Origin of the sequence: Arachidicoccus sp. (assembly GCF_050436765.1) — a bacterium.
Taxonomy (GTDB): domain Bacteria; phylum Bacteroidota; class Bacteroidia; order Chitinophagales; family Chitinophagaceae; genus Arachidicoccus.
The window spans coordinates 18052-32454 of record NZ_JBNQGD010000386.1 but is presented as its reverse complement, the minus strand read 5'-3'; the positions used below and the strand labels follow the sequence as shown (position 1 = coordinate 32454).

General features: G+C 37.8%; 15 protein-coding genes. 3 read left to right on the top strand and 12 right to left on the bottom strand.

What is annotated here, in order from left to right; all coding sequences use genetic code 11:
* The 12 genes from ACQR30_RS16290 to ACQR30_RS16235 form a co-directional block, all read right to left on the bottom strand.
* A partial coding sequence (locus tag ACQR30_RS16290; RefSeq protein ID WP_429736817.1) for a nuclear transport factor 2 family protein occupies positions 1-343 on the bottom strand: 343 nt, incomplete at its 3' end.
* 67 nt (positions 344-410) lie between these two features.
* A complete protein-coding gene (kduI, locus tag ACQR30_RS16285) occupies positions 411-1241 on the bottom strand; it encodes a 5-dehydro-4-deoxy-D-glucuronate isomerase (protein WP_429736816.1) in 831 nt (276 codons plus the stop codon).
* 42 nt (positions 1242-1283) lie between these two features.
* A complete protein-coding gene (kduD, locus tag ACQR30_RS16280; RefSeq protein ID WP_429736815.1) occupies positions 1284-2051 on the bottom strand; it encodes a 2-dehydro-3-deoxy-D-gluconate 5-dehydrogenase KduD in 768 nt (255 codons plus the stop codon).
* A 26-nt stretch (positions 2052-2077) separates the two neighbouring features.
* On the bottom strand, positions 2078-3196 hold the full coding sequence (locus ACQR30_RS16275) for a glycoside hydrolase family 88/105 protein (RefSeq protein WP_429736814.1): 1119 nt from the start codon (positions 3194-3196) through the stop codon (positions 2078-2080).
* 100 nt (positions 3197-3296) lie between these two features.
* Positions 3297-4334 carry a LacI family DNA-binding transcriptional regulator gene (locus ACQR30_RS16270; protein WP_429736813.1) on the bottom strand — a complete coding sequence of 346 codons (1038 nt, stop codon included), beginning with the start codon at positions 4332-4334 and terminating at the stop codon, positions 3297-3299.
* Positions 4335-4523: 189 nt separating this feature from the next.
* Positions 4524-5546, bottom strand: coding sequence for a dipeptide epimerase (locus ACQR30_RS16265; protein ID WP_429736812.1), 1023 nt, complete (start codon positions 5544-5546; stop codon positions 4524-4526).
* A 101-nt stretch (positions 5547-5647) separates the two neighbouring features.
* Positions 5648-6046 (bottom strand): VOC family protein, encoded by a 399-nt coding sequence (locus ACQR30_RS16260; protein ID WP_429736811.1) that lies wholly within the window; start codon positions 6044-6046, stop codon positions 5648-5650.
* An 81-nt stretch (positions 6047-6127) separates the two neighbouring features.
* Entirely contained in the window at positions 6128-6769 is a 642-nt protein-coding gene (locus ACQR30_RS16255) for a deoxynucleoside kinase (RefSeq protein ID WP_429736810.1), read from the bottom strand.
* A gap of 101 nt (positions 6770-6870) precedes the next feature.
* Entirely contained in the window at positions 6871-7866 is a 996-nt protein-coding gene (gene trpS, locus ACQR30_RS16250) for a tryptophan--tRNA ligase (RefSeq protein WP_429736809.1), read from the bottom strand.
* A gap of 122 nt (positions 7867-7988) precedes the next feature.
* The gene (locus tag ACQR30_RS16245; protein ID WP_429736808.1) at positions 7989-8156 is read right to left on the bottom strand and encodes a hypothetical protein; all 168 of its coding nucleotides are present in this window, start codon (positions 8154-8156) and stop codon (positions 7989-7991) included.
* A 239-nt stretch (positions 8157-8395) separates the two neighbouring features.
* On the bottom strand, positions 8396-9094 hold the full coding sequence (locus tag ACQR30_RS16240) for a DedA family protein (RefSeq protein WP_429736807.1): 699 nt from the start codon (positions 9092-9094) through the stop codon (positions 8396-8398).
* An 86-nt stretch (positions 9095-9180) separates the two neighbouring features.
* Positions 9181-10440, bottom strand: a complete 1260-nt coding sequence (locus ACQR30_RS16235; protein ID WP_429736806.1) for a dicarboxylate/amino acid:cation symporter — start codon at positions 10438-10440, stop codon at positions 9181-9183.
* Positions 10441-10625: 185 nt separating this feature from the next.
* On the opposite strand from ACQR30_RS16235, the gene ACQR30_RS16230 reads away from it, so the two are divergent.
* From ACQR30_RS16230 to ACQR30_RS16220, 3 genes are all read left to right on the top strand, one after another.
* Positions 10626-12299, top strand: coding sequence for an amino acid permease (locus tag ACQR30_RS16230; protein WP_429736805.1), 1674 nt, complete (start codon positions 10626-10628; stop codon positions 12297-12299).
* Positions 12300-12404: 105 nt separating this feature from the next.
* On the top strand, positions 12405-14024 hold the full coding sequence (gene nadB / locus ACQR30_RS16225) for an L-aspartate oxidase (protein ID WP_429736804.1): 1620 nt from the start codon (positions 12405-12407) through the stop codon (positions 14022-14024).
* Between the two features lie 22 nt (positions 14025-14046).
* The coding region (locus ACQR30_RS16220) for a lysophospholipid acyltransferase family protein (protein ID WP_429736803.1) at positions 14047-14403 on the top strand (357 nt) is incomplete at its 3' end.

The window sequence follows — 14403 nt, the reverse complement described above, 5'->3', positions numbered from 1 at the left end:
CTTTACTATCGAAAGTCTTGGCAGAAAGCAAGTGTCTAACCGTTGCCGTATGGCAAACAATGTCGATTGTTTGATCTTTTAAATCAATATGCAAAAAATCAGAACGGCCGGAAGTAATCCCATCAATAAATTCTTGTTGATTTTGCACCTTTCCAGTGGAGTGTGCATATTTCAAATCCGGATAAGTAAGCGCATGTAATTGAGCATCGTTGGCAGTTACCAAGGCATTTTTGAATTGTTCCACCACCGCTTTCACCTGACGTTCTGCTTTCTTTTGCGCGAATAAACTACCAGAAGTTGTTAGGCTAAGCATTGTAATGCAGATTATAATAAAACGTTTCATTTTTCTTTTTTTAATTTAATCAATAAAATGGAAAACGCTTTTACAGCATCCTCCCTGATCTAAATGATTATTTCAAGGTATTAATATCTACCATATCCATGTCTTCATAAGTATAGTTTTCACCGGCCATACCCCAAACAAAACCATAATTAGAAGTGCCGCAACCGGAATGGATAGACCAAGGAGCTGAGATAATTGCTTCATTATTGGAAACGACTAAATGTCGGGTTTCCGAAGGTTCCCCCATTAAATGAATAACTTTTTGATTTTGGGGGACATCAAAATAAAAATAGGCTTCCATTCTCCTGGTATGTGTATGCGACGGCATTGTATTCCATACACTACCGGTTTCTAAAATAGTCAGCCCCATCACCAATTGACAGCTCTGTATTCCTTTCTGGTGAATGTAACGATAAATTGTTCGCTTGTTAGCCGTTTCTACACTTCCTGTAGCACCACCTGCAGCTTGCTCTTTCGTATATTTTGTGGTGGGATACGTCATATGTGCTGGTGCTGAAAGCATATAAAAAATGGCAGGATTGCCTGCTTCTTTTGAGGCAAAAGAAACGTTTTCCACTCCTTTTCCCACATATAGACAATCTAATTTATCCAAGTCATAAGACTGACCGCCAGCTTCTACCATGCCGGCACCACCGAGGTTTACAATGCCGAGCTCTCTTCTTTCAAGGAAAAATGCCGCTTTCAACTCCTGCTCATTTTCTAAAGACACTTTTTTACCCACCGGGCTTACACCACCAATAATCACCCGATCATAGTGACTATAAACAAGTTTGAGTTTATCTTCCTGTGTGAGCTTTTCGATAAGAAAATTTTCTCTTAAAGCTGCCGTATTCATTTCCCTAGTTTCTTTAGGGCTATTTTGAAATCTTACTTCCATTTTTTAAATTTTTATTGATTAAATGATTAGATGATTATTCGATTATCGTCCCATCCAGCCGCCATCGATATTTAAGATTGTTCCGTTTACATAGTTTGAGGCCGCCGAGGCCAAATAAATAACCCCCCCTTTCAAATCCTCGGGGTTTCCCCAACGGTTTGCCGGAATTCTTTCTAATATGGATTTTGACCGAGTTTCATCGGCCATTAGGTTTTTTGTATTATCCGTCGCAATATAACCAGGTGCAATACCATTTACATTCACACCTTTTGACGCCCACTCATTGGCCAACGCCTTTACCAGACCGGCAACCGCGGATTTACTGGCTGTGTATCCCGGAACATTTATCCCCCCTTGATAAGAAAGCATAGAACAAGTAAAAATTATTTTACCACTCCCCTTTTCTATCATGTCTTTTCCGAATTCTCTGGCCAAAATAAATGGCGTATCTAAATTGATTGAAATAACTTTATCCCAATATTCATCACTGTGATTGGCGGCAGGCTCACGCATGATTGTACCTGCATTATTTACCAAAATATCAATTATTCCAAAATCCGCCTTTACATTTTTTATAAAAGCGTACACCTGTTCACGCCTTGAAAAGTCGGCATTGTATTTTGTAAATCTTCGGCCTAACTTTTTTATGGTTGTTTCTGTTTCAGAATTTTCCGGAAAACTAGATGACACACCTATTATATCGGCACCCGCCTCTGCCAGCGCAATAGCCATTGCTTTTCCAATGCCTTTGTTTGAGCCGGTAACGATTGCTGTTTTACCTTCCAATCCAAAAAATGTTGCTAAACTCATTGTTTCTTTTTTTTCAATTATTTCAATTATTTATGTCTTTCTAAGAGATACAATTCTGTACCAGCTAATAAAAATGCGCCAACCCCGTATACTTGCGTATCGTCAAAAGTGGTTTTGCCTGGTGCTGCACCTATTTCTTGTACAAATCCCAATTTGCCATTGGGATGAACACAAGACACTAAAGCATCCCAAGATTTTTTTACCACGGGAAAATATTCTTTGTAGGGCAATAGCCCATGTCTTATACCCCAGGCCAATGCATAGCAGTAAAATCCAGAGCCGCTGGTTTCTTTAGAAGGGAAAGAAGCGGGATCAAGTAAAGACGCATGCCAGGTACCATCTGCGGTTATCAGGGAGGCTACTTTTTGGGCCATTTGTCGATACAACGTTTCATACTTCGCTCTATCCGGATAATTCGTCGGCATGTTATCGAGCATTCTTACCAAACCGCCCATGACCCACCCATTACCGCGAGACCAAAATACTTCTTTACCATTCGCTTCTTTTTTATCAAAGTAACGGCTGTCACGATAATATAAGTGCGCTGTCGTATCATACAAGAAGTCTGTAGTTTTCCACCAAAGTTTATTAGCAATATTCAGATATTTTAAATTCTTAGTGGCGGTAGCCAAATAGGCTAATGATGGAGGTCCCATAAACAACGCATCACACCATGCCCACTCCCGATTGGCACTATCTCCTTTAAACACCAAAGACTCCGTATGCGGTTTTGCAATAATGCTGTCTGCCTGTGGAATAAATTTCTCTAGCATTTTTGGCTTTTTGTATTTACTGTACAATATAGAATACATCTGCCCAACGCAATAATCATCGGCCATAAAACGGCGCTTGCCAGTATTCCAGTCTAATTTATTACCAATATCTATTAAGAAGTCGTCATACTTTTTGTTTCCCGTTAAATTACCATAAGCAAGAATACCTGTATACAATGCGCCATAAGTCCAATCGTCTGAAACAATATGATGTTCGCTAATTTCTGCTATTTGCCAATCTGCGACCCTTTGCATCACCGACATGACTTCCTTCGGCTGAAGTGCCTTGTCACTGTTATCTTGCGCTTTTTTCGCGGTGGAACATCCAAGTGTCAGAGTGACTGCAACAATTAACCAACTCTTTCTAATCATAGTTTTTGTTTTAAATTTTTAGTCTTTACTTTTTTTATCCCGTATTTTATGTATTCTCTAAGACATACCTATTGCTGCCAGCGAACCAACATATACATGGCTAAGCAGACAATCTTCTAATAAGCTGCACCGGTATAACCGTTGGCTCTTGAGTCATTGTCGTATTGGTTCCACTATTGCCTAATAAAACCATCAACGCCTCTACAATCTTCTGTCCCATCAATGCCGGGAACTGTTCTATAGTTGTAAGTGACGGGCTAATAATTGCGCTTCTTGAATCATTGGAATAACCTACAATCTTCAAATCATTTGGAACTTTCAATCCTATTTCTTTCACATATTCCAATACAGCAATTGCAGAGGTATCATTATCGGCAACAATTGCGTCTGGACGCTCATTACCACTCAACATTTTTTTCACAGCAACGCGTGCATTTTCATAAGTTAGTTCCTGATAAAACATCCATTTATCATTAATTTTTAAATTCCCTTGTTGCATTGCCTTTTTAAATCCCGCTAAACGATCCTGGTACAAATTGCAACTCAGTGGACCGGAAATATGTGCGATGTTTTTACAACCAATTTCTATTAAATGCGATGTTGCAAGATACCCGCCACGAAAATCATCTCCTTTTATAAGTGTTGCCGCAGTTTTTGTTGTAGGTACACGATCGTAAAAAATAACAGGAATGCCGCTTTTCATCAAAAAATCAAAATGGCTAAAATCAGTGGTATTTAATGTACAGGCAGCAATAACGGCATCTACTCTCGTGGAATGTAAAGTCTTAACCATTTCCCGTTCCATTTGCAAGGAATCATTAGATTGACAAATCATTAAATTATAGCCATGTTTGTATAAATGATTTTGAATAGAAGTAATTACTTCTGATTGAAAAGTCATAGAAATACGCGGCACGATTAATCCTATGGCGTGTGATTTATTGCTACGCAATCCGGATGCTATATTATTTCGGTGGTAATTTAATTTTTCGATTGCATCCAATACCCTTTTTCTAGTCGCCTCTTTTACGTAAGGATGATTATTCAAAACTCTAGAAATGGTAGCAGGAGACAAACCTGATGCTTCTGCAACATGCAAAATAGTATTTGCACTTTCTATTTTTGGTATTTTTGCCATCTAGTTTTTTTATTAAAAAAGCCAATTCATAACCAAATAGGTTAGTCCATTAAGCGATTTCATGCTGATAATGCAAGTTTGTTCTGCTCTAAAATTTGAAAACGTTTTCATAAAAGTAGCGCCAAAACGCAAAAACACAAAATATTTATTAGAAAAGATTTTGTAAATCTATCTCCGTATAAAACAAAACTACTGGAATCCATTGACGGCAATGCCTAGCCCTGACGGGTAACGTAAGGTCACAAAACCAGCCTCCATATCCAACCCTTCGGCAATATCTGTTTGCAATAATAATTTCCCGTCCATATCAACAAAATCTAATTGAGGTAAAAAATTAGCAATCGCTGCAGAACCAACAGAGGTTTCATTCATACTACCCATCATTACCTTCAAATTTAACGCGCGTGCTCTCTTTATCATTCTTAAAGCAGGCGTAGGCCCGCTACATTTTGTCAATTTTATATTGATGCCATGAAAATGTCCGGCGCATTTTTCGACATCATTTTCAAACACGCAACTTTCATCTGCAAAAAGAGGCAAAGAAGACTTTTCGTAAAGTACTTTCATTGCTTCCCAATCGTTTTTAGCCAATGGTTGTTCGATCAAGTCCACTCCCAGCTTTTCCAGATGTGGAATTTTTTCCAAGGCCTCAGATAAAGACCAGCCACCATTTACATCCACCCGGAAAGGCTTATCCGTGCAAGATCGGAGCGACTCTATAATTTCAATATCTTTGTCGGTACCCAATTTTATTTTATAAACCGGCCAGGGATTTTCTTTTATTTTCTCCTTCATTTTTTCGATAGAGTCAATGCCAATAGTATAGTCAGTCAGCGGAATATTTTGCCATTCAGTTTGCCACAATTTATACAAAGGTTGCCCTTCCAGCTTTCCAAACAGGTCCCAACAAGCCATATCCAATGCACAGACAAGAAAAGGATTTTGAGGAAGGAGGTGGTGCAGGTAATGCCAATATCTTTCAGGTTCGGTAAGCGCGAATTTTTCGATAAATAATTTCTTAGCAGTCAAATCTTCCACCATCTTTTCTACTGAGATATCGTAATAAGTTATCGCCGGCGCCTCGCCCCAACCCGTAAAATTGCCCAAGGATAAGGACACAATTAAAGCAGGCTGATGTGTTTTAGTTCTTCCTTTAGAAATTGTGAAGGGATATTTAAATTCAGAATTTATGATTTGATAATGCAGTTTCATGTTAATTGTTATGAGTATTGTCTTTTATTAAAGATAAACTAGGACGGATAAATGCCGAATCTTTTCTTAAATCATAGATCAAACACCTTCAATTTCAACGTTTAAATGAAGGGGTTATACGCTATCTCCCAAAAATTATTTTCGGGATCAGCAAAATAACCACGATAGCCACCCCAGAAAACAGGCTCCGGCATCTTTTGAATAGCGACCTTTTTTTCCATCAAGATCTGAAAAAAATCATCTACTTCTTTTTGTGAAGGTAAGTTAATCGCGAAAGAAAAATTTTTATACGCGTCTGAAGTATGGATGGTTCCTATATCATCAGCCAGTTCACTTTCGGGAAACAACGAAAAAATCAAACCGTCATTCATCTTAAAAAATACAATACCGTCTTCGTCTTTCTCAGTTTGCCAACCTAAAATATCTTTGTAAAAAGATTTCATTTTCTGTAAATCTTTTACGCCAATAGTAATAAAACTAATTTTTTGATTTAAGCTCATTGTTGTTTTCAGTGAATAGCAAAAAATGATAGAAGATCCTTCCCATAAGGAACGAGAAAATGGACTATATCTCAACGATGGCTAAAAAAGCCCGTACAAAAGCCCATCTATTTTTGTAAAGATTTCACCTAAGTGTTCTTCATTTTCGGCAAAATTAACGTTGTCAACATCTATCACCAACAAAGGACCCTCCTTGTAGCTATCAATCCATTTGTCGTAAAGCGTATTCAGCTTTTTTAAATAATCCAATCGAATATTGTCTTCGTATTCACGTCCACGTTTTTGTATTTGAGCGACCAATGCCGGTACCGACGCCTTAAGATAAATCAATAAATCCGGCGGCTTCACCATTGACTTTAGTGTCTTAAAAAAACTATAGTAGTTATTAAAGTCACGTGAACTCATCAGACTCATATCGTGTAAGTTTGGCGCGAAAATATTAGCATCTTCGTAAATAGTTCTATCTTGAATAACGGTTTCCGTGCCATTTTGGATCTCTAATAATTGTTTTAAACGGTTATTCAAAAAATAAATTTGCAATTCGAAACTCCAACGAGACATATCATCATAAAAATCGCTCAAATATGGATTGTGATCTACATCTTCAAACTGAGGGATCCATTTATAATGCTTGCTTAACAACTGAGTAAGCGTTGTCTTGCCTGCACCGATGTTGCCAGCTACAGCTATATGTTTTGGTTTATTCTTAATTGCTTTCGCCATTTGTGATATAAGTTTTACACGTCCTTTGTGAATTAAATACAACTAGATTCAAATCCTTCTATTTTCTGTCTCTTAAATGCTCCAATTCTTCAACACGCACATTAATACTTCACCCCCATACTTTCACGAACAACATTAATTGTAGCTTTGGCACTTACCCTAGCCTTTTCAGCGCCTTCACGCATTATTTTTTGAAGATAAGCATTATCGTTCTGAATAGTAGCAGCTTTTTCACGAATGGGCTTAATAAATATTGCCATGTCTTCCGCCAATTGCTTTTTCATATCACCATATCGGATGTTGCACTGGTTATAATCCGCTTCAAATTTCTCCACTACCTCCTTAGTACTTACCAATTCCATTAATGTAAAAAGATTTTGTATATAGTCGGGCTTCTCCGCATTATCATGGGAAGGACCTTCATCTGTTTTTGCTTTCTTTATTTTCTTTCTGATAAGTTCATCATCATCAGAGAGATAAATGGTCGCCATTTGGTTTTCGCTCTTACTCATCTTTCCATTACCATCCAGGCTAAGAATTTTGACTAGATTATTGCTAAAGTTAAAGGGACGGGGCTGCGGAAAAACCTCTCCATATCTATGATTAAAGCGATCTGCAAAATTGCGTGCCATTTCCAAATGCTGTTCTTGGTCTTTACCAACGGGAACTTTTACAGCGCGATGAATTAGAATATCTGCCGCCATCAACACCGGATAAGTAAGCAATCCTGCATTTACGTTATCGGGTTGTAAACGCACTTTGTCTTTAAATGTAGGCACCTTTTCCAACTCCCCTTTATAGGCAAGCATATTCAGATACAAATACAATTCCGCAATTTCAGGCACGTCGCTTTGTACATACAGGGATACTTTTTCCGGGTCTAATCCGCAAGCAATATTTTCTGCGATGACTCTATGAACACTTGCTTTTAATGCTTTGGTGTCGGGGTGCGTAGTAAGGCTATGCCAGTCAGCAACAAAAAAGTAACAGTTAAATTCATCTTGCATACGCACATAATTGCGCATCGCTCCAAAATAATTTCCGAGATGTAAAAAACCCGTGGGCCTGATGCCACTTAAAACAACTTCTTTTTGCATAGGCAGCGAAGATAAGTATTTTGCAATTTTATAAAAAGGAAAGTTGAAGAGCAAATTAAACTTCCATTATGATAAGTATATTTTAATATCACATCTTATCAACGGGATGAGCATATGGCCAATTAAATATCTTTACTTGCATCTTTATCAATCAGAAAATCATCTTTTTCGATTATTACTGGTTTGTGTTCTTCTTTTAAGTCATCAAAATATTGGAAGAAATTTTCAATTGAATGAATATTGATGTATGCTAATTGAAGTATGGTTAAGTCACTCTTTACTTGCGCCAATTTCTCTTGCTACTCTTTCATGTTAATTTGTTAATTGCACTTTGCTGTATGTTTATTACCAACAAATTCTTTCTGATTATTGTGTCCTATGGCGATCGAGTAATTCTTTCGTCTGCATTACGGTCAATAATCCACAACATTCCTATAATATGGATAAGTTTTCTAAATCAGGCAACATAGGAATGTAACTCCGGTAGCTATAGAGTTGGCAATCTGCAAGCCGAAGATGACATATTTAATTACTCCACGCCTCCATTTACAGTTTTCTGTTTTCCGTGTGTAATCATTTTTATAATAACCGGCGCAGTGGTAATCAATACAAGCACTATTATAATCAACTCTAAATGATCGGTTAATTGAATACCATATTTCTCTTCTACAAAGGCATCTAAATAATGACCGGCTGCAACCATACATGCTACCCAAGCTGCTGAGCCAATAATGTTGTAGAGCATGAATTTTTTCTTATCCATTTCTACAACGCCCGCAACAATCGGAGCAAATGTGCGAACGATGGGTAGAAAACGCGCAAATATAAGTGCACTCCCACCACGCTTTTCGAAGAAATTATGTGCTTGCATCAAATGTTTTTTCTTAAAATACCAGGTGTCTTCTTTTTTAAAAAGAAGATGCCCGCTCTTTAAGCCAAACCAATAACCAAAGAAATTACCAATTATACCTGCAATACATATCAGTACAATTAATTCTATCAAATTCAAATGTGAATTGCTAAAATCAATAGCGGATGAAGCGATTAACTTCTCACTAAAAATACCTGCAACAAATAACAAAGAATCACCAGGCAGGAAAAAACCAATAAACAGACCAGTTTCAGCAAAGATGATAAACATAATAAGCCAAAGACTACCCGGAAAGATATAAAACTCAGGATTGAGTAATTGTTTCCAATCAAAACTTAGCAGGATAGAATTTAGCATAAAGGAGAATTCTTGAAATAATTATATGGATGGACAAATTTAATGAATGCAATAGCATTTTAAATGCAAAATATTATAATAAATCATTAAATTACTATTTGCTCCCTTGCAGGCTCCAAAGCTCTCTCCCATTTACTCACCGATGCGGTAGATAAAGCGTTGCCAACCACGTTGGTCATTGTGCGCAACATATCACAGAAATGATCAATAGGCAAAATCAACGCAATGCCTTCCGGGGGAATATTAAACATCGCGCAGGATGCGGCTACCACTACCAATGAAGCACGTGGGACTCCGGCTATACCTTTGCTCGTCAGCATCAGTACGAAAAGCATAGTTATTTGGGTTCCAATATCCAAATGGACACCATAAGCCTGGGCAATAGCCATGCTGGCAAAAGTCATGTAAATCATGCTTCCGTCTAAATTAAAAGAATATCCCAATGGCAACACAAATGCAACGATTTTATTGTTACAGCCAAATTTTTCCAGCTCTTCAGTCAAGACAGGAAACACGGCTTCGCTGCTGGTAGTACTGAAAGCCACAATCATCGGCTGAACTATCGCCCTCAATAAAGGAAGTAGTCGTTTTTTCAGAATAATAGACCCTACCAAAATCATTACTGACCATAAAATGATGATGGTGATTAAAAACCAAAATAAATATTTACCATAAAATAAAAAGATAGCCGGACCGTTTACCGCCATTGTAGCAGCAATAGAGCCCAATACACCTAATGGAGCAAAATACATCACATAATTTACCATTATTAATATGGCATGCGAAAAAGTATCCAAAGCCCTCACAGCAGAATTTGCCTTTTCACCCATCGAAGCCAAAGCCACACCAAGAAACACAGCAAATATGACTATCTGCAATATTTCATTAGAAGCCATCGCCTCTACCACGCTTTTAGGAACTAAATGATTTATAAAATTAGTAGAGGAGAAATTTTGTGTATTAGAAATAATGTCTTTTGCATCATTGGGGTTAACACTGCCTAAGTTAATGCCGCTCCCAGGATGCGTGAGGTGTACCATTATCAAACCAATGAATAAACTGATAATAGAAGCAGAGACAAACCATAACATCGCTTTTCCGCCGACACGACCAACAGCTTTTATGTCTCCCAATTTAGCAATGCCTACAATGAGCGTACAAAAGACCAGGGGCGCAATAACCATTTGCACTAAACGCAAAAAGACGGTTGTCAATAAATTAGCATTGCTTGTAAATGCCGGTAAGTACAATTTTGGGAGAAATAAATAAGCAAGATAACCAATAATAACACCCAATACCATTCCATATATGATGTATAAGGTAAGTTTGTTTTTAGCGTTCTTCATCAAAAAAAGATAAATTGAGCAATCGAATAATTTAAAAATGTTGCAATATACACAAACCTAACATTTATTCGTATTTATGCACTAAAGAAATATTCACTGTACAAAAAACACTTTATTAATTAGGTAACCTTAAAAATAAATCGTTAATTTTCCGACTTCTAATTAACTGAGAACAAAAAATATCTATGAGTTTATTCGTCAAAAAATCAATTAGTTCCTTACTTGCTGAATCATCGGATACAGAACATGGACTAAAGAAAACATTGAGTGCCCGATCTCTAATTGCATTGGGGATTGGTGCTATCATTGGGGCCGGGTTATTTTCGATTACCGGCGTTGCCGCAGCCAATTATGCAGGTCCGGGCATTATGATTTCTTTTATCATTGCAGCATTAGGTTGCGCCTTTGCCGGCCTTTGTTATGCAGAGTTTGCCTCTATGATTCCGGTGGCAGGAAGCGCTTATACCTATTCTTATGCCACAATGGGTGAATTTATTGCATGGATTATTGGTTGGGATTTGGTGTTGGAATATGCAGTAGGAGCTGCTACTGTTGCCTCCAGTTGGTCAGGCTATCTAGTACAGCTCTTCAAATCTTTTGGGGTGGCTTTACCACATGCATTGATGGCTACTCCATTTGACGCCATACCTGGTATTCTAAATTTGCCTGCTGTATTTATTGTTGTAGTAATGTCATTGGTACTCATTAGAGGCACGAGCGAGTCTTCCTGGGTCAACGGCATTATCGTTACGATAAAAGTGAGTATCGTAATTATTTTTATAGCCATCGGTATACATTATGTACGTCCGGAAAATCTTCACCCTTTGATTCCTGTCAATACCGGCACTTTCGGTAGCTTTGGTTGGTCGGGTATTGTACGCGCCGCAGCCGTCGTTTTCTTTGCTTATATTGGTTTCGACGCAGTTTCTACCGCTGCACAAGAAACTAAAAATCCTGCTAAAGCAATGCCAATAGGCATTCTGGGTTCATTATTGATCTGTACGGTTTTATATATTGCCTTTGCATATGTAATGACAGGGGTGGCCAATTACCATATGTTCAACACGGGTGGAAGTGGAGATCTAGCTCCCGTTGCCATTGCCATTCAACAAATGGGACATGCCGGAGCAAATGGCGTTGTAACACCTGATTATCCATGGTTAAATATTGCTATCAATATTGCTATATTATTGGGTTACTCTTCTGTTATTTTGGTAATGCTTTTAGGTCAAAGCCGTGTATTTTATTCAATGAGTAAAGATGGTTTATTGCCTAGTATATTTTCAAAACTACATCCGAAACATCGCACTCCTTACAAATCAAACTTATTGTTTATGCTCTTGGTAAGTGCTTTTGGAGCTTTTATTCCAGGTCGTATTGTAGGAGAAATGACAAGTATTGGTACCTTATTCGCCTTTATCTTAGTGTGTATCGGCGTATTGGTACTGCGCAAAAACATGAAAGATGCGCCACGTGCATTCCGCGTACCATTTGTACCTTATGTACCTATTTTGGGCGTACTTGTTTGTTTGTTTATGATGGTATTTTTACCCCTAGATACTTGGATGCGTCTGGTCGTTTGGATGATGATCGGTTTAGATATCTATCTCTCCCGAGGTATTCGTAAGAGTGAATTAAATAAAAATGATTCTTCAGCGACACATCATAAAAGTTATAGAATAACATCTTTATGTGGCCTTATCTTAACACTGTTACTTGTTATATTAGCAATCTGTCATCATTTGTATGCAGATGACAGTAGTACAGCATTATTTACTTTTTCTATAGTGATGGTAATATTTCATGTCATCTACTATTCTATCTATTTATTAAAAGGAAGAAAGAGTGTAAATCTTTAAGATAAAAACTCGAATAAAACAAAAAATCAGTTGTCTATTGGCAACTGCTTTTTTGTTTTCCCAAAGATCGTTTTTATAAGTAAATTTGCAGGAATTGAAGAAAACATGAAGACAGACTTTTTAGTAATAGGTTCCGGCATTGCGGGTCTTACGTATGCCATTAAGATTGCCAAAAAATTTCCTGACAAGGAAATTACAGTTATTACGAAGGCTTCTTCAGAGGAAACCAATACCCAGTATGCGCAAGGTGGCGTAGCGGGCGTGTGGGACGAGGAGAAGGATAGTTTTGAAAAACATATTCAAGACACGTTAGTTGCCGGCGACGGACTTTGTAATGAAGAAGTCGTAAATATAGTCGTAACAGAAGGCCCAGAACGGATTCAGGAGATTATTGACTATGGTGCATCTTTTGATAAAGAAGAAAATGGCGAGTACAGTTTAGGTCGCGAAGGTGGTCATAGTGAATTCAGAATACTGCACCACAAAGATGTTACAGGTAAAGAGATAGAAAGGGCATTAATTGAGGAGGCTCAGCGGCATAGCAATATTAAATTCATTCAGCATTGCTATGTGGTGGAACTCATTACACAGCATCACCTAAACTATCTTGTTACCAAATCTACCCCCAATATTACCTGTTATGGCGTGTATGTCTTAAATCATCAAACAAATAAAATTGAAAAAATATTAGCACCCGTCACCATGCTAGCCACAGGTGGCTGTGGACAGGCGTATCGCACAACTACCAACCCAAAAGTTGCCACAGGAGATGGTGTTGCCATGACTTATAGGGCGAAAGGAAGAATTGAAAACATGGAGTTTATTCAATTTCACCCGACTGCATTGTTTAAGCCCGGCGAGTCTCCGGCGTTTCTAATTACAGAAGCGGTAAGAGGCGAAGGCGCAGTATTGCGCAACAAGAACGGGGAAGCCTTCATGGGAAAATATGACGAAAGAAAAGACTTAGCTCCACGCGATATTGTGGCAAGGGCTATTGATAGTGAAATGAAGAAATATGGAACTGAACATGTATTTCTTGATTGTAGAGATTTGGATAAAGAAAAATTTCTTCACCATTTCCCCAATATTTATGAAAAATGTTTAAGTATCGGTATAGATGTTTTTGAACAAATGATTCCCGTAGCACCTGCAGCCCATTATAGTTGTGGGGGCATTAAAACGGATGAATGGGCGCGTACTTCTATCCTTAATTTATACGCTTGCGGAGAATGTAGTAGTACCGGTTTACACGGTGCAAACAGGCTTGCCAGCAATAGTTTGTTAGAAGCCATGGTGTTTAGCCATCGTGCCTATAATGATGTAGTAAAGCTTTCAGAAGAAGGAAATCTAAAAAAAGCAATTGACTATATCAATACCATGCAGTTGCGTGAGTGGAATGAAGAGGGTACGTCACAACCCAAAGAAATGATCTTGATTACGCAAAGCGTAAAAGAATTGGAACAGATAATGAGTGATTATGTGGGTATTGTACGTAATAATATAAGGTTAGAACGCGCCATGCGCCGTCTGGACTTATTATTCGAAGAAACAGAAACATTATTTAAGTCTACACAGGTGTCCCCACAACTATGTGAACTCAGAAATTTAATCACTGTAGGTTTCTTAATTGTAAGAGGTGCGCAATTTCGTAAAGAAAGCCGTGGATTACATTTCAATACCGATTATCCCAACAAGAGTGCATTATTGCAAAATGTAATTCTGTAAACCAAAACATTACGAATAATAGATGTACTATTTCGTTTATATCTTTTTGTATTTAATTTCCCTACTACCCTTTTGGGTACTATATGGTATAAGTGATTTGTGCGCCTTCCTTCTATATCGCGTAATTAAATATAGAAGAAGTGTAGTTTTGGGCAACCTAAGTATTGCGTTTCCGGAGAAATCAGTTACAGAAAGAGAAATAATTGCCAAGGAATTTTACAAACGCTTTAGCGACAATTTTATCGAACTAATTAAGCTTACCTCACTTTCTAGAAAGAGAATTCAGCAGCGTTTCACCTGTGATTTCGATACACTAAACGCATTATACAAAGAAGGCTTAAGTGTCGATTTTATTTTAGGTCATTATTTCAATTGGGAG

Coding starts and splice junctions, on each gene's coding strand:
- kduI (WP_429736816.1), bottom strand. CDS start 1,241: ATGGAAGTAAGATTTCAAAATAGCCCTAAAGAAACTAGGGAAATGAAT.
- kduD (WP_429736815.1), bottom strand. CDS start 2,051: ATGAGTTTAGCAACATTTTTTGGATTGGAAGGTAAAACAGCAATCGTT.
- ACQR30_RS16275 (WP_429736814.1), bottom strand. CDS start 3,196: ATGATTAGAAAGAGTTGGTTAATTGTTGCAGTCACTCTGACACTTGGA.
- ACQR30_RS16270 (WP_429736813.1), bottom strand. CDS start 4,334: ATGGCAAAAATACCAAAAATAGAAAGTGCAAATACTATTTTGCATGTT.
- ACQR30_RS16265 (WP_429736812.1), bottom strand. CDS start 5,546: ATGAAACTGCATTATCAAATCATAAATTCTGAATTTAAATATCCCTTC.
- ACQR30_RS16260 (WP_429736811.1), bottom strand. CDS start 6,046: ATGAGCTTAAATCAAAAAATTAGTTTTATTACTATTGGCGTAAAAGAT.
- ACQR30_RS16255 (WP_429736810.1), bottom strand. CDS start 6,769: ATGGCGAAAGCAATTAAGAATAAACCAAAACATATAGCTGTAGCTGGC.
- trpS (WP_429736809.1), bottom strand. CDS start 7,866: ATGCAAAAAGAAGTTGTTTTAAGTGGCATCAGGCCCACGGGTTTTTTA.
- ACQR30_RS16240 (WP_429736807.1), bottom strand. CDS start 9,094: ATGCTAAATTCTATCCTGCTAAGTTTTGATTGGAAACAATTACTCAAT.
- ACQR30_RS16235 (WP_429736806.1), bottom strand. CDS start 10,440: ATGAAGAACGCTAAAAACAAACTTACCTTATACATCATATATGGAATG.
- ACQR30_RS16230 (WP_429736805.1), top strand. CDS start 10,626: ATGAGTTTATTCGTCAAAAAATCAATTAGTTCCTTACTTGCTGAATCA.
- nadB (WP_429736804.1), top strand. CDS start 12,405: ATGAAGACAGACTTTTTAGTAATAGGTTCCGGCATTGCGGGTCTTACG.